Source organism: Arenibacter sp. ARW7G5Y1 (assembly GCF_003201775.1).
In the GTDB taxonomy this organism is placed as follows: Bacteria; Bacteroidota; Bacteroidia; order Flavobacteriales; family Flavobacteriaceae; genus Arenibacter.
Genome location: NZ_QJJZ01000005.1, coordinates 199889 through 216085, shown reverse-complemented (window position 1 = coordinate 216085; position 16197 = coordinate 199889). Strand labels below are relative to the sequence as shown.

Here is a 16197-nt window from a genome sequence, read left to right as displayed (position 1 = left end):
TTGGTGATGTTAATAGGTGGGATTTTATGGAAAAATAAAAGACCGCCCCTAATAATTGTGTAGGAACGGTCTTTTGGTATTGTTACTTTACAATTTCGATGGAAATTGGTGTGGGATTGGTAATCATATCGAAAACAGGGGAGAATTTTGCCAAGTTTTCCAATTGCTCCACTGAGGCATCGGACTTTACTTTGATCCTTACCTTAATTCCGTCGAAGCCTTTGCGTACTTCGGCATCCAAACCTAGGAAACCATGTAGGTCTACTCCACCTTCCAAAGAAGATTCGGCTCCTGCGATTTCGATTCCATTTGCAGCTGCGTGGTACACCATGGCACCTGTTAGGCAAGAGCCTAAAGCATGAAGTACAACTTCTGGCGGAGTTGCCGCTTTATCATTTCCCAACAAAACTTGTGGATGGTCACACTCCATAGTGAAGGCTTTTTCTCTAGAAGTGTCTTCGGCACCCACACCGTAAAAGCTCTTGATGCTGGAAATACAGTGCCCACCTTCTATCCAATTGTTTTTTGATCTGAATTCAAATTTAGCCAATTCAGGATTCCCTTGAACGGCTCCAATGGTTTCTACTAATTGGTCTACGTTTACTCCATTTTTAATGTTTGCTGTTTCAATCATTTTTATTAAAATTTAAATTGTTTGGCATTATTGCCGTTTGGATATATGCACTAGCCGTGCCAAACCATTTAAATATTTGAAAATCAATGATTTAAAATAAAATTTAATTCTAAATATGATAGTGGGATTCCGTAGATTTACGAGATTTCGTTATTAAATTCACGAGATTTCGTAACTTTAGATAGGGCGTATAATATTGAGGGCTTTCATTTTTGAGGTAAGTGTGGTCGGACGCAAATCTAAGATAGCAGCGGCACCATTTTTTCCTGATATTTTCCAATGTGTCTTTTTCAAGGCGCGAAGAATGTTCTCTTTTTCAAACTCAATTAACTGGCTTGAGGTTAAAATACGTTCATCGGACTTATCGGGGCTTGATTTTGCACTTTCTTGGGAGGACGGAACAATGGTCTCCCAATTAATCGTTCCATTTTGGGAAACAATGACTGCACGTTCAATCAGGTTTTGAAGCTCGCGTACATTGCCCGGCCATTGATAGGATGACAGTAATTCTTTGTCAGATTCGGAGAGGTGGATGATCGGTTTGTTAAGTTTGGCAGAGAATTGCTGGATCATTTGCCTTGCAATTAAGCAAATGTCGCTACCTCTATGACGCAATGCGGGTACTTCTATGGGGAAGACGTTTAGACGATAATAGAGGTCTTCCCTGAATTTTCCAACCCTTGACCGGTCGAGTAAGTTTCTATGTGTGGCCGCAATAATACGCACATCCACATTAATGGTGTCAGAACTTCCTACCGGATCAAACTCTCCTTCCTGTATTACGCGGAGTAATTTTGGTTGTAAATCCAAAGGGAGTTCGGCAATTTCATCCAAAAAGATGGTGCCCTTATCGGCCAAAAGAAAACGCCCTTTTCTACTGGCAGTTGCACCCGTAAAGGCACCTTTCTCATGACCGAAGAGTTCACTTTCTATTAAATTGGCCGGTATGGCACCACAATTGATTCGGATCAAAGGTTTATTATTTCTTGGACTGGCTTGATGAATGGCCCTTGCCACGAGTTCCTTTCCTGTTCCTGTTTCCCCATTTATGAGCACCGTAGCGTCCGTATGTGCCACCTGTTCAATGAGATTTAGTACCTTGGTCATGCTTTCATCCTCAGTCAAAATACCGTAATTACTGGTAAGTTCTTTAATTTCCTCTTGTAGGTATTGTGTCTGGTTGGTTAAAAAATTTATTTGGTCTTCGGCCAACAAACGTGCTTCAATATTCCTAAGAATAAGGGTGTAGAAAGTTTCCTGCTCATTTCCATATTTACTTATGGTTCCTTCGTTAAGGGTTTCCTTTTCATTACTGCCAGTGACTTTGACAATATTTGGCAAGTACTTGTTGAGTGTATTTGAATTGCTGTTCAAACAAGATTTCACCAACGATTCTATTAAGGCGGCACTTTCTTCATCAAAGAAAAACAACACGTTTCGTTGTACTACATCATCGTTTTCCAACAATCTATTTGCAGAGGGATTTGTCAATATTATTCTGAATTTGGAATCGAACATAATAATGGCATCCATGGCACCATTGATAAGGCCACTCATTTTGGCGTTGGCCAAATCAACTTCAAGTTTTGAAGCCGCTAAACTTTCCTGGGCAGTATCCAGGTCTCTATGTCGTTTTATCAAAACCGATAAAATTCCTTGTGTAAATCCACTGTCTTTGGCCATTAAATCAAGAAAATGTGGCCGATCTATTTTTAAAACCTTGGTTTCTTCTTCTGCTGTTACGGATGCAGATCTGGGCATATTATCTAGAAGTGCATATTCGCCAAAACATTCTCCTTTCCCGAAATATCCATAAACATGCTTGTTTTCATGAACTTTGACCTTTCCTGTTAGAATTACGTACATTGATTTGCCCCGGTCTCCTTTTTTGAAAATTATATCGCGCTTAAAGAAGGTTTCAGTATTCAAATCTTGGCATAGATGCTTTAGTGAGGCTTGGGAAACCTCCGAAAAAAAAGAAACCTTGGAAAGAAATTTAGTAATCCTCACTAGCTCGGGTTGGTCCATGGTAAAATTATGATTTATTCCGAAGGATTAAATATAGTAATTTGAAACGTAGCCCCCATAGAATGTAGTTCTTTTGAATTGCAATTACATGCCTCGCGGTGCGGGAGGTGAAGTGTGGTAATTTTTTTCTAGGAGATGGGTTCTTTTGTGAGGTGTATATTTTACACCTCCATTTCACCAATTATTTATGAGGTACAAAGGTGATATAATTTAGTTTCAATATAGGATAATAAAAAAAATAGAATCACTAATAAGAGATTGATTTTTAATTACTTCAATCCTAGTGATATTGAATAATACACAACTATTTCTCGATACCGTTTTTTACTTCATAAAACATTAGGGGTAAAGACGTGCAAGGTGTACTTTTGGTGTATTGGTTTGATTGCTTTTATCCGTATGTTGTTCGGGTAATTACAATTATTTTAAGGCAATAGGCTTAAGTTATAGTGTTATAAAAGTGGCTTTTATCCACCTACTTGTCTTTTGCTCATTATTCCGAGCAATTAGTTGTTTTATAACAATTTTGTTAAAATTGATTTCCTAACATTCACATAATCAACGTGAAGTGCAATTTTTGGGTATAATTCGATAATCTTCATGAAGATGAGTCAAACTTTTTTTATAACTATAATATAATCATTTGTTTTCAGTTGAATAAAGAAGAAACTTCCAATACTGCGCCCAAGAAAATTTCACAAAATGTACATCAAAGTAGTGAAGCTGATATTCCATTGAGTGTGGACTCTGAAATTGCAGGTGAAGCATGCAGTTGTAAAACGGTTTTATTTGACTTTCAGTTTTAATGAATTGAATGGGTCGGTTTTAATCCCTATCAAACCGTATTTTGTTTCTCCTTTTTTAATTATTGTTTCGCAAATATTATATTCCAAAATTTCGGTTTTAAATTTTTTATTTGCAGAGCTAGCTACGATCAAATTTCCTAAAGCTAATCCTGGACCTAAAACCAATCCAATGGGAATAAAGGTTGATCTGGATTCATAAAACCAATCTTCATAGATTTCATGTGGATCTGAAAGTTCAGTTCGATTAATATTTAGAGGAGTCAAAAGTAAATACAATAAAAAAGATACAGGTCTTTGCTTTAAGGTTTTGAATACTTTTTCATTTTCCATTACATTAATATCGGCTCCATTTTCGTAAGTTAGTTTGATATCACTACCATACTTTAGATCTCTATCAGAGTTGTTTGTTATTTTAATGGCGACAAGTGTCACCCCTTTTTTTAATTCTTTTTTGGCGTATTTTTTATGAAGTAGGTCATATTTGTATTCAATTTTCACCCTTTCAGTTTCATTAGTGGAAACGTAATTAATTGATTTTGGCTTAATCATTTTATAGGCAGATGCACAATTTGTCAATATTGAAATTGCAAGGAACAAAACGATGATTTTATAAATTCTCATAAGCTTAATTTTATGGTTAAAGTTATGGTTGAATATTTGAGTTTTTCAAATCAAAGCAATATCAATATAGGGATGTCCATCTTCATTACTTAATAATTTAAGATTTTTTGAAGTCGCGTAAATATTGGAATAAGTGGATACCGCAAAAAACGGTTTAGTGGCTTTTAATAATGGATTGGTTTTACTCATAGCAAAGTGAATGAGATTATAGTTTTTGGTTTTAAGTTCATTGTTGATGTTAAAAAGCATAGCTTGTAGAATAGCAGGATTGTTCTCTTCCACAAACAAATCGGTCAAGTAAACCTCTTTTAGTGTCTCTCCTGAATGAGGTAGTCTAGGATACTTGAATATTTTGGAAAGTAACTTATAATATATAAGCATCAATTGAAACCAACTTTTATATCTAACAATCTTAGTTCGTTTTAATTTTTGCATTTTCCAAACACCACATATACCCACAATTCTACTATCCTTAAAAGCTAGTATATAATCGTTCAAATGAATATTATAGGTGCCATTTATTTTGTTTTCAAAGGTTTTTTTGGTAATGATGGGAGCAAAGTTTTTTCTTTTAAATTCTGACACCAATAGGTTGATTATTTGCGTTTTATGATGTTCTGTTGCCTTTTGAATTTGATAATCATCGCTAGTCTTTCGTCTTTTGGTAATCAAAATACTTTGGGTAACATAGGTGTCCAACACCTTAAAATTTAGTAGCCCTTGAAATTGATATCGCTTATTACTAAAATACCTTTCTACTGGAGCATTCCCTTTTAACACAATAGAGAAGCATATATTCTCTGTCTGGATTGCTTCCTCCAGAATAAATTCGACTAGCTTTTTAAATAAGCCTTTTTGTCTATAATCGGGATGAATGCAAAAGTTTCCTAAATAAGAAAAACTACATTTTCCCTTATTTAAATACCCATCATATTCCAGACGACTTCCAAAACCAACTAAGAGATTATGGCTAAACACACCATAGTAATTATATTTATTGGACCATACCTCATTAATTAAAGATATGTCGGGGCCCTTGTCGAACAAAACTTCAATAAACGGAGTTTTCATAGGCGAAGTTACCATGATATGGATCATTTGTTGGTAATGGCTTGTATTGAGTTTTCTTATCCTAAACATATATAGTAGAATCCGTTGTGGCTTTTGTGATAGTATAAAAAGGAAAACGATCAACCCCTATAAATTTTTTTGAAAAGTCAAAATCAACTTTGGAAAAAAGATGTTGATTTCCAGTAGTCATAGGGTTTCTATGTATATATCTCGCGCAAATATGTATTGGTACTTCTGTTCTTTTCACAATAGTTGTCATCAATGAATCCATTTCTTCCTTTTCCATCCAATCACTAATATTTGAAAGGGCATAATTGGTATACCGAAGGGAATCCAAATGCTTTACTTTGTCTTGAATAGTTCTATTTTCAAAGGAGAGCCCTTTTATGTTTTTCAGAAGGCTTTCATGAAAATCCTGTTGTAGATATGGCGGTAAGGCTTGCTCAAAAACAACGTGACCTAACAGATAAAATTGAAGGTAGAAGTTATTCTTAGCAGGAGTCGAAGTAAAAAAATCACGAAATTTGAGATAGAATTGTGTTCCAAGGCTTCCTCTTTGGTGAATAAGACCTTGGGCATTCAATCCACGATTTCCGTATAGCGCAGGTGAAAAAACTACTCTAAATATCCATTTAATCAGCGATTTCTTTATGTGTTTATCAAAATAAACATGCTGGCTTTCCACCGATTCCATATTGACAAGTTCTAAAACCTTTCGTTTGCCGATATAACTAACAAACAGTCTGCAAAAAAACAAGAGGTACTTTTCAAATCTAGAATTTCCAATTACACCTTTTGTTATTAGCGATATGTTCCTGTTCCAAAACTCCAAATCATCTTTTGGGAGCATTTTCGCGACTTTCTCAAAATAGGTAGTTCTACATACTTCGTTCTTATTGGAGAATCCTAAAAATGTTGCCGATTCATGAGGTTCGAGCGATTGCACAGCTCCTACTTTTAAGCGGCACAATCTTATTTGATTTATGGAAACATCCACGGCATCTATGTTCATGGTGTGTTTGGCAATTAATGAAAGGGGTACCTCACCGCCACTGGCAACGCATAGCAGTTTGCCGCCATTAATGGGCAATGCTTTTTCCTCAACTAAGAAATCATCTTGTGAGATGCCAAAATCATAGGGATGCTTCATCAATTAAAAGACTTTATAACTCTTCATTTTATCGATTTTGTGAATAAAACCATATTTTTTGGCCACCTTTTCAACCCTTTCAAATCCATCTATTGTTATTTCACCCCAAAGTTGTACCGGAATTTCCTCTAAACCGTTCAAAATTGCTTCTGCAAGGCAGCAAAGGGCGGTTCCCCTCGGAGAACAGGAAGTGGTTAGTTGTTCAGGATCTTCTTCAAGTTTAATAGAAGCGCTGAAAGGTGTTATGCATATATTCGGAAAATCACGTAAGTCCGCGGAAAGTGCTGTGGGCACGGACAGGTCCGAAATCACAATTTTTTTTGTAGTACTCATATGGTTTATATTGATTATTGGGTCATTGGTATTCACCGCCACCAAAATACCATCACATTTTTTTAAATCGCGAAGATCAACACTCGGAATTATATCCATATGCTTATCTGGACTATTCGATTTTATCTCCTTTTCCAGATTTTGAAGCCTTTTCAGGTTATTGCCTACCAGCAAAATTTGTGAAACGTTTAATTCCTTATCCCTATACAGACGCATCGCCAAAATCTTTCCAATGTTTCCCATGGCACCTACAATTCCTATTGTTATTGGCTCATTTATATCTAAAAAGGATAGAATATGTTGTTTAAAATTAGCGTATCCGATAACAGAAGTCAGCGTGTTACCTGTTAAAACCTTTGTGCCTTCCGGTGCTAATATTGTTTTCCCATTACCAGACAATATGGAATTATAACCTCCCAGGCTGATATATTTGGACCCGACCATAGCGGCCAAATCCACCCCCTTTTGTATCTTGTGTATAATTTTTTTTCGGCTTGCAGTACGGTGAAATTTTTCCATCGATGCAGAATCCAAAGGCAGTACTACGGTAGTCAAATGTATTTTACCGTTATATAAGTTTTTGGCGTTGAGGATAAAGGGTTCCATTTCCAAAAGCCCCGCCAATTTTGAGAATAATAGAAGTAAGCCTGTATCCGAAGCTTTGGTCAAAGACTTGAAAAGCATTCTCATTTCTTCCATGGGATAGGCAAAATGTGCAACAAAACCTACTTGTGTTGCATTTATGGCAGGTGGTTCTATGTCGGTACGCATAAACCCTAAACTTGGTGTTGCCCCTTTATTATCTAAAAAGGGGTCATTTTGCATCAAATGTTTCAGAAGGGTGTAATAGTCCTCATTTTTTAACAGCAAGCATAGCTCGTTTAATCCCGAGGACATTTTTTGTATATCCTTTTCACTAATATGGATGGAAGGTTCAATGCGTAAGGTATTTGGTGCCGAAATAGAAGGTAATATTCGTAGTCCATGATTTCTAAGCAAATAAGACGAAAGCACGTAGCCGAGTACTTTCTTTTGCTTCATGAGGCGTGGAAATAAACTTTTAGTATTGGATGAAAATTTAATTCCTATCATCAATCCTTTACCCTGGACCGATTCAATTATACTTGGAAATCTATTCCCAATCTCCATTAGCTGCTGCTTGATCAATTTTCCTTTTTTTGCAGCGATACTAGGAACATTTTCTTTTTCGATGATATCTAAATTCTCCCTAGCCAAACTACAGGCAAAGGCCCCTCCTGAAAAGGTGGAGATATATAATTTGCCAAACTCTTTGATATAGCGGTCTTTTTGAATTGAAATTGAGGATATTTTTGCAATATTACCCCCCAAAGCTTTGGCAAACAAGTAGTAGTGCCCTACAAAGTTTTCACTGGCTAAAAAGGTTCCAGACCTACCTAAACCCGATTGTATTTCATCAAAAATGACTGGAAAATCATAGGAGGTCAATACTTTTGGTAGCAACGGATTAATCTCTCGGATGCCACCTTCCCCAATAATGGGCTCCAGAATGGCGCCTATTACTGAAGGGAATTGAAACATTTCTTTTTTAAGCTCCCCGTTTTCCAAATACAATTGACAAAGGTGAAGTGTGTTTTGGTTTACAATAGTCTCAACTTGTTGGATTATATCTTCTTTAGCATCGTCTACATAATGGGATTTTATGGAAAATAGCCTTTGGAACTTAGTTTTCTTCTCATTCTCTCCCATGAGACTTCTCGCCCCAAGGGAATTTCCGTGAAAACCATCACGATTTGTAATAAAGGCTAATCTGGTTTCTTCAATAACTGACCTATTACTTTGGGCAACTTTGCGAAATAAGTCTCCATCTAAATGGGCAAACTGAACCCTTTGATTGTCCTCAAACTTTTCCAAGCGTTCTTTCCATTCTAAATAAGCATGGTGCAAGGCCATTTCCACTACTTCAGAACCTGTTGAACCAAACAAGGTGTAATAGGATTTTCCGGTACTTTTGGACAATTGCTCATCCAATTTTTCCGCTAGTTTTGCGGGTGTACCTTGGTTACTCATTTGATCGGAAAGAGGAATCCGGCTGGAAGATAAAAATCCAATGGCATGTTCAACTAACTTTTTATTATTATGGCCAATAAGATTAGTGCCATAACCTCCTGTTAAGTCTAGGATTGTTTTAAAATCATAATATCCTTCAGGATAAAGGTAATCTCCTTTAGCCTTTATGTAAGACAAGTTCATTTCCAATATATCAAGCACTTTTCCGACATATGGATTGTGATATTTTTCATATTTACTTTCTGAATCATCTAAGGCTTGTATCTCATAAATTTTACCTATTGGTAAATTATCATTGGTCAATGCAGTAATTAATTCACCATGAAGGGTTTTTATTTTATGCTCCGATATTAGCCCTTTGCTGTTTTTTACGGCCTGCAAATCACAAAGGGCGAATCTTTGTATAGTTCTATGGCTAAATTCCATAGGCTCCAACTCCCTCAGGAGTTTTGTGTTTATTTTTTCAAAAAGACGGCCTAATTTTTTTGTTTCACTGGTATTAATAGATTGAATTTTATTGTTCTTACTAGAATCAAAAAATACAATAGCAGCTAAGCCTGGATTAAATTTTAATGGATATAGATTTATATGAAGGCCTTGTTCAAAAAGTTCATGGTAATAATCATGCACTTTTGTTATCGGTATTTTAACACCAAATTCATCATTGAAAAAATCTACCCGTTCTCTTTTCAAATATTCTAGCTGATTGTTTTTATAGATTACAATATCCCCCAAATAAACAAACCTGTTTTTGATGACAGTTTTTTCATGGCCAATGGACCAAGAAGCCGCATAGCGACTTTTGATATAGAGGCGATAATGATCATTTTCATCTATTTTTTTAAGTCCAATGGAAACCCCCGGAAAAGGTTTTCCTAGAAAATTATTTTGAGAATTACATAGGACAGTAGAGGTTATTTGTTGGGTTTCAGTAGTGCCGAACGCATTATGGGTTTTAACATTAAAAATTTGTTCCATTTTTTTAAGGACTTCAATATCCGAACTTGTCCCGCTAGACACTATGGTCTTAAGATTAAGTCTTAAAGTGGCTTTTAAACTTGGGAAAACTCGACACATTTCAATTAATAAATTGAATACCGCAGGACCAGCGGTTATGTGCTCTGGTTTAAATTTTTTAAAAAAATAGTGTACCGCTTCGGGTTTTTCTGCAAACCAATCTGTATTTATGAGTATTATGGGTTGCCCAGTAAAAATTGCATTTAAGAAATATCTGATTCCCATGGTATGGGCAAATAAGGGAGTAAACCCTCTACCTCCTAATTTGTCCACGTTATAAAGTCCGGCCTCCTTCCATGCAGAGATATTCAATATAAACGATTCGTGGTTATATACAACAATTTTAGAAGGGCCAGAAGTACCGGAAGTGGTAATTAATAACGCTATATCATTTGGGAGAACTTTAGAAACAATTTTCTTGGCGTAAGCTAAATCATCTGTAGAGGATAATTTGGATGCTTGTATTAAAAGACCGTCTATGTCAAAAACATTAGAACCGTCTAGAAAGGTTATATTTTCATCAAATCCGAACTGCTCAAGGGCGGTAAGGTTTTTTTTATACCTTTTATTTTTGGTTCTTTTTAATAGTTCGCTTGAAGGAAGAATGATTTTTGAAAAATCGACCTTATGTTTCCAGTGGGTCAAATCTTTCCTTTCTAAATACATTGGTAAAAAAACCTTTACCCCATAACTTGTTAAGGCAATAAAAAGAAGCGCAGTATAGACTTCACAACATGTATCAAGGTTTGCCAACAAAACCGTATCTCCATACTTAATATTATTTATTTCAAACCTTTTAAAGAGATAGCATGTAACAGCCCTTAGTTCGCCTAAAGTAATATTCACCGCTTTCTCTGCAATATGGCCATATATTATTTTGGCATCCGCCCTTCTATCCGGAAGTTCCTCAAATAAAAGACCTCCCAGATTTTGTATGTCTAAAGCGTAATTTATTTTAGAAGTTTCGAGTATAAAATCAAAATTCTCCACTTCGTTATCTAAGAAGTTATTTCTATGGTTGTTCATTGCCAACAAATTTTTGAATTAAGGACGGTAGTATCATCATGTCACAAATTAGCGCTGCGATAACCGCAAAACAGCTTAGTAAACCAAAATACCGTATTGGTGGGGCAGAGGAGAGTAAAAGCACCCCGAAACCAATACTGATCACCACGGAGGTAAGTATTATTCCAGGGCTGGATCTACGAATAGCTTCCTGCCAGCTGCCCTTTGTTTTGTACCAATACATAAAATGAATGGTGTCGTCCACGACAATACTCAAAAGCATGCAACCAATGGGTATAGTTACCATATCCAATCTGATTCCTAAATACCCCATTAATCCAAGCATGCTAACAATAGGTATGGTATTGACCAACATTGCAAGCATTACCAGTTTTATTTTTTTAAGAAATAGGAACATGATAAGGAATACGAAAAAGAATGCCAATAGTAAACTATTGCGAAAAGCGTTAAGTAATTCATTGGAAACTTGCAGATATAAAGTCATAAAACCCGTTAGTTCCGGCTGGAAATCTTTAAAATGTATTTTGGAGATATCATTAATTTCCTGAATGAGTTTAGCACCCTGAGAAGTTGATATTAGTGGTACAAAAAAGGTGATACGGTATATGTTTTGATTTGATTTTGATTGATAGCCCAAAGCAATTTTATCTATTGAGGGCGGAAATCTATGATAGGAAATCACTGCTCCAATTTGATGAAGTTGGTATACATCATGAATCCATCTACTTACTAAATTTCTCTTTAACTGCGTTTCATCAACGGTGTATTCTATCGGGAAATAAGGACCAATAACATTCTCAACATATGTATGGTCGGTATAGGCCTTATTTTTATCAGAAAGTACAGAAAGGCTATAGATTTCTGACTTTAATAGGAATAGGCCGGGAATTGTCAAAAGTATTATAGCTATCAAAACATAACGAAGGCTTTGAAATCGAATTGGCCGAATCTTTTTTGATATCTTAAAATTACTGTTCAATTGAAAATGGTACGACTGTGGATAAAACATACATATGGCTGCCAGAAATACGCCCAAAATCCCGGATATGCCTAAAATGGCAAAATCTTTTAGAAGGGTTATTTCACTAAATAGAAAGGATGCAAAACCAAGGGCCGTAGTTACGACCACCCAAATGCTCGGGCGCAAAACTTTTTTAAAATCGCCACCATGCGAAAGAATGTGCATTGATATTGAGGTGCTATAAAACAGGAGTATAACTGGCAAAATGGTATGGGCCATGCTAATGGGGACCTCAAAAATAACTGAGGAATAAATCATAGTCGCAACCGAGGCCACGGCTACTAGCAAAGTTTGAACGATTGCTATGAATGATTTAATGACCACAACTAGAAGAATGGTTAAAACTGCCAGTCCAATAAGTAGGTAAAAAGAGGAATGTTTTTGGGTCTGTTCATTTATCGCTTTATGTACAACCCCTGTTCCTGCAAGTTGGTAGTTACCTTTAATGTTGTAAAAGAGACTGTCAATGGTTTCAATTAGTTCTGGTCTATTAGGGTTTAAGTATGATTTGGACACAAATTTGACAAAATATACCTCTTTATTTAATGGTTTTCTCTTTTTATGCTGAACGTATTTAATAGGCCAACTAGTTACACTTATAACATATTCCAAATCTTTGATAGATTCTATTTTTGGTAAGATTGTATTGTCAAAATAGATAGAATCTTGTTCATCAAAAGTTAAAATTAGCAAAGCATCAGAATCAAAATCGTCCAAAAAGATTTTATAGCTTTCAACTGATTTGGAACTCTTTGGAAGCCACCTCCCAATCGAATTGTCGTAAGTAACCTTTGGCAAAATAAAGTAGGCTACAAAGATGTAGAGCAATATGAATAGCAACCTAAGCTTGAGTCCTAATTTTAAGAAATGCATACATGTAGATACTTTAAAATTTTAAACGGCTAATAAGCGAGGGGAAGATCAGGGGAATAGCTTTATATTCAAGATTTAATTCTAGTACAAATCAAACTCTTAAAATTTATATTCCCAGTCTAAGCTAAATTTTAAAAATGATTAACGAGACAATATTTTAAATATACGTATCTAATTATCAGGTAACTATGTAAAGTAATCAATTTTTATTGTATCTTGAAATACGGGATTACCCGTATTTTTGCTAACATTTCTTAATTTTTAACTTGAAAAAACAAAGCGGAACGGAATATTTCTTAAATCAGTTAAGCAATCTCTACACTGATTTATCTTCTATGGAAGCAGCATCGCTAAAAAAAAGACTTGTTCTATTTCCCAATCAGGCTGTTTCTATTTATGACTACACAAACTTTAATTTAAGATATGCGGATGGCTTTGAAATTTTTGGGATGAAAAATGAGGAAATTACCATGTTGGATATATTTAACACGGCAATTCCAGAACATAGGGAAGTGTGCGGAGAGTTAAGTGGTAAACTTATAAAGTTGGCAAAAGAAAATGTAATTGATCCTGACTTACACTTACTCAATATCACTTATGCAGGACAACATAAAAACGGAGATAAAATGCATATCCTTTTACAAGGAAAAATATTTGATGTTACTCGTGATGAAAAAATAAAATCTGCCTGTACAATCATGACTTATCTACCGCATTTGAAACCACCCAAAATAGTGAGTTGGAGTGTTCATGGATCATCTTTAAATAACATTGATGAATTGCTTGATAAAAATATTGTCAACAACCATCATATAAGAGAAAGGGAAAAAGAAATACTCATTTTAATTTCGGATGGACAAACCATGAATGAAATAGGCAATGATTTGAATATTTCAAGCCGGACGGTTGAAAAACATCTTGAAAACCTTAGATTTAGATTTAATTGCCAAAATACCCCTCAGTTGGTCGCATTTGCAAAGGATATCGATTTGTTATAGTGCTTTTATTTGTAATCCTTTTGAACATATATCAGTACATTCCCGGTACAGTTACTTCCCGATACAGAAATATTAAAAGCCTATGTTTATTGGGTTAGGTGTGAATTGAGGTACAAAAAGTTGCGGAAAGTACACGGAAATTAGCATTGACCTGAAAATAGATAATTGTGATAGTTGGTTATTTTGCCAATCCTTTAATTTCGCTACCGAAGATGAGGAACATTATCATCTCATATTTCTTTCCTAGTTTTTCTCTAAGTATTCCAAAGGCTTTTGTAATTTGAGCTTCTACTGTTTTTATAGAGACGTTTAGATGTTCCGATATTTCAATGTTGGTTAGGCCTTCTTTTTTACTTAGGATAAATACTTTTTGGCACTTTGGGGGTAGATTTTTTATTTCAGCGTTCACTACATTAATCATACGTTCTATAATGTTTTCATCAGTTTCCTCAACTACTTCGCCCAGTGCCTCGACATACTTTTGTTGTAATAACATCATCGCTTTATTTTTTTGATAACTGTTTATAAATTCGTTGTAAACAGCCTTGTACAAAAAACTTTGAATGGAAAATTGTTTTTTTAATTTTTTTCTTGATTTCCAAGTGTTTAAGAATACGTTTTGCACTATGTCCTGAGCTTGGGCCTGATCGTGGACCAAGGTTATGGCATAGGCATTTAATCTTCTATGATAGGTGTCCAAAAGAAACATATACGCTTTCTCATTCCCATTTACAAGGTTTTCTATTAAAGCGTCATTATCATTGAAATTCATGAAAAGACATTTATATCGCAAAATAAAACTAATTATTATGTGAATATAAAAAAATAATTAAGAAAAAAGTTAGGGTATAGTAATTCTGTCTTGTATTGTATAAAAGAAAGGCTTAAAAATGATTTCCAAAGAAATAGAAAATCTGATTGTTAAATATTTATCCCAAGCTGCAACTACAACGGATTTGGATATTCTTAACAGCTGGATTGAAGATGACAGAAATCATCAGGTCTATAAGGACTTTATTAAAACTTATTTTGCAATCACTTTGGCAATGAATGATCCAGATATAAATAAAATTAAGGAGGAACTCCAGAAGGAAATAAATAGAGAGAAAAAGGGGAACTATAGTCGAAGGTTTCTGTCCGTTATGAAATATGCAGCCATTGCAATTTTTTTTATTGGGGTGGGTATCATTTGGCAACAGGGTATTTTGGAAAATACCGAAGCCGATATAATTATTCCAAGAACGGATGCAATCACCCTTGAATTGGAAAATGGGGAAATTGAAGTAATCACGGAAGAAGGAACCGCCCATGTTCAGAATTCCAATGGAAAGGTGGTTGGCGTCCGTCAAGGAAATAAACTCGTATACGACCAGGTTGAAGAATTGAAATTGGTTTATAACACATTGACAATACCAAATGGCAAACAATTTAATATTGTGCTGTCGGATGGTAGTAAAGTGCACTTAAATTCAGGAAGTTCAATTAAATACCCAATCAATTTTATAAAAGGTCAACAACGTCAAGTGTTTTTAACGGGTGAAGCATTCTTTGAAGTTGCCCATGACCAGGAAAATGCTTTCATTGTTAATGCTCAAGATTTGGATATACAGGTATATGGGACAAAATTTAATGTTTCCAACTATCCGGAAGACCGGGAAACACAAGTAGTTTTGGTGGAAGGATCAGTGGGGCTTAGGGAATCCAATGTAACAATAGGGGACAAGGCTGAAGTTTATCTTAAGCCAGGATACATGGGCGTCTATAACAGGTCCGACAATAATATTTCCCAAGAGGAAGTGAATACCTCAATTTACACTTCCTGGATGAATGGAAACTTAGTTTTTAGAAATATTTCCTTTGAGAACATTATTCAAAAATTACAGCGGCATTATAATGTGGTGATAATAAATAACAATGAAAATTTGGCAGATGAAACTTTTAATGCCACCATTGAAACGGAGCATGAGACCATAGAACAAGTATTTAATTATTTTAATAAGGTATATCAAATTGAGTATAAAATAATAGAGAACAAAATCATAATCAATTAAACTAATAATGCCTATGGACTAGACCATCTTAGTAAATTAAATCACTTTTTTACATTTTGTTATTCTTAAATAATCAAAAAAGAAAAATCGGAAAATGCTGTAACATTTCCCGATTTAGTAAAGTGATCACACCTTTTTAAAAGTATAACCACAAGTAAACATTCAAAATTATGAAAAAACCACCAAAGTCTGGGGAAATAATCCCATGGCCCTTAAAATTTGATTTAAAAATGAAGTTGTCACTTCTTTTTTTAATAACCGTATCCTTTGTAATGCAGGCCAATTCGTCCTATTCCCAGAAAACCAAAATATCCTTGGATGTAGGGAATGCCACTATGGAAGAGGTCATTGACGTAATCGAGGCCAATACCGAGTTCAAATTTATTTTCAATACAAAGACGGTAAATTTAAAACGAAAGGTATCTATTAGTGTAAAAAAAGTTTCTATTAAACGGGTTTTGGATCTGCTTTTCAGCAAGGAGGGTATTCGTTATGAGGTAGAGGATCGAAAAATATTAC

Annotated in this window: 10 protein-coding genes and 1 pseudogene; 3 read left to right on the top strand and 8 right to left on the bottom strand. The window is 35.1% G+C overall.

What is annotated here, in order from left to right; genetic code table 11:
* Nucleotides 1–82: 82 nt before the first annotated feature.
* The 7 genes from C7972_RS09655 to C7972_RS09625 form a co-directional block, all read right to left on the bottom strand.
* A complete protein-coding gene (locus C7972_RS09655; protein ID WP_110355959.1) occupies nt 83–634 on the bottom strand; it encodes an OsmC family protein in 552 nt (183 codons plus the stop codon).
* 177 nt (nt 635–811) lie between these two features.
* Nucleotides 812–2662: a sigma 54-interacting transcriptional regulator gene (locus tag C7972_RS09650; RefSeq protein ID WP_110355958.1), complete on the bottom strand. Its 1851-nt coding sequence runs from the start codon at nt 2660–2662 to the stop codon at nt 812–814.
* A gap of 785 nt (nt 2663–3447) precedes the next feature.
* Nucleotides 3448–4089: a hypothetical protein gene (locus tag C7972_RS09645; RefSeq protein ID WP_110355957.1), complete on the bottom strand. Its 642-nt coding sequence runs from the start codon at nt 4087–4089 to the stop codon at nt 3448–3450.
* A gap of 45 nt (nt 4090–4134) precedes the next feature.
* Nucleotides 4135–5229, bottom strand: a complete 1095-nt coding sequence (locus C7972_RS09640) for a GNAT family N-acetyltransferase (protein WP_146216295.1) — start codon at nt 5227–5229, stop codon at nt 4135–4137.
* On the bottom strand, nt 5222–6310 hold the full coding sequence (locus C7972_RS09635; RefSeq protein WP_110355955.1) for a DUF3419 family protein: 1089 nt from the start codon (nt 6308–6310) through the stop codon (nt 5222–5224). Before C7972_RS09635 ends, C7972_RS09640 begins: the two co-directional genes overlap by 8 nt.
* 3 nt (nt 6311–6313) lie before the next feature.
* Nucleotides 6314–10735: an aminotransferase class III-fold pyridoxal phosphate-dependent enzyme gene (locus tag C7972_RS09630; RefSeq protein WP_110355954.1), complete on the bottom strand. Its 4422-nt coding sequence runs from the start codon at nt 10733–10735 to the stop codon at nt 6314–6316.
* Nucleotides 10722–12629 carry an RND family transporter gene (locus C7972_RS09625; RefSeq protein ID WP_110355953.1) on the bottom strand — a complete coding sequence of 636 codons (1908 nt, stop codon included), beginning with the start codon at nt 12627–12629 and terminating at the stop codon, nt 10722–10724. The genes C7972_RS09630 and C7972_RS09625 overlap by 14 nt, the downstream gene beginning before the upstream one ends.
* Before the next feature lie 266 nt (nt 12630–12895).
* On the opposite strand from C7972_RS09625, the gene C7972_RS09620 reads away from it, so the two are divergent.
* Nucleotides 12896–13627: a helix-turn-helix transcriptional regulator gene (locus tag C7972_RS09620; RefSeq protein ID WP_146216294.1), complete on the top strand. Its 732-nt coding sequence runs from the start codon at nt 12896–12898 to the stop codon at nt 13625–13627.
* Nucleotides 13628–13805: 178 nt separating this feature from the next.
* On the opposite strand, the gene C7972_RS09615 is transcribed toward C7972_RS09620, so the two are convergent.
* Nucleotides 13806–14399 (bottom strand): RNA polymerase sigma factor, encoded by a 594-nt coding sequence (locus C7972_RS09615; RefSeq protein WP_110355951.1) that lies wholly within the window; start codon nt 14397–14399, stop codon nt 13806–13808.
* 118 nt (nt 14400–14517) lie between these two features.
* Between C7972_RS09615 and C7972_RS09610 the strand changes: the two genes are divergently transcribed.
* Both C7972_RS09610 and C7972_RS24405 read left to right on the top strand, forming a co-directional pair.
* A complete protein-coding gene (locus C7972_RS09610) occupies nt 14518–15678 on the top strand; it encodes a FecR family protein (RefSeq protein WP_110355950.1) in 1161 nt (386 codons plus the stop codon).
* 170 nt (nt 15679–15848) lie between these two features.
* A pseudogene (locus C7972_RS24405) lies at nt 15849–16193 on the top strand (STN domain-containing protein); the annotation flags it as partial.
* Nucleotides 16194–16197: the final 4 nt, after the last annotated feature.

Excerpts from the sequence above, each read along its gene's own strand:
- C7972_RS09615 (WP_110355951.1), bottom strand. The coding sequence starts at position 14,399 with ATGAATTTCAATGATAATGACGCTTTAATAGAAAACCTTGTAAATGGG.
- C7972_RS09650 (WP_110355958.1), bottom strand. The coding sequence starts at position 2,662 with ATGGACCAACCCGAGCTAGTGAGGATTACTAAATTTCTTTCCAAGGTT.
- C7972_RS09655 (WP_110355959.1), bottom strand. The coding sequence starts at position 634 with ATGATTGAAACAGCAAACATTAAAAATGGAGTAAACGTAGACCAATTA.
- C7972_RS09635 (WP_110355955.1), bottom strand. The coding sequence starts at position 6,310 with ATGAAGCATCCCTATGATTTTGGCATCTCACAAGATGATTTCTTAGTT.
- C7972_RS09640 (WP_146216295.1), bottom strand. The coding sequence starts at position 5,229 with ATGTTTAGGATAAGAAAACTCAATACAAGCCATTACCAACAAATGATC.
- C7972_RS09610 (WP_110355950.1), top strand. The coding sequence starts at position 14,518 with ATGATTTCCAAAGAAATAGAAAATCTGATTGTTAAATATTTATCCCAA.
- C7972_RS09630 (WP_110355954.1), bottom strand. The coding sequence starts at position 10,735 with ATGAACAACCATAGAAATAACTTCTTAGATAACGAAGTGGAGAATTTT.
- C7972_RS09625 (WP_110355953.1), bottom strand. The coding sequence starts at position 12,629 with ATGCATTTCTTAAAATTAGGACTCAAGCTTAGGTTGCTATTCATATTG.
- C7972_RS09645 (WP_110355957.1), bottom strand. The coding sequence starts at position 4,089 with ATGAGAATTTATAAAATCATCGTTTTGTTCCTTGCAATTTCAATATTG.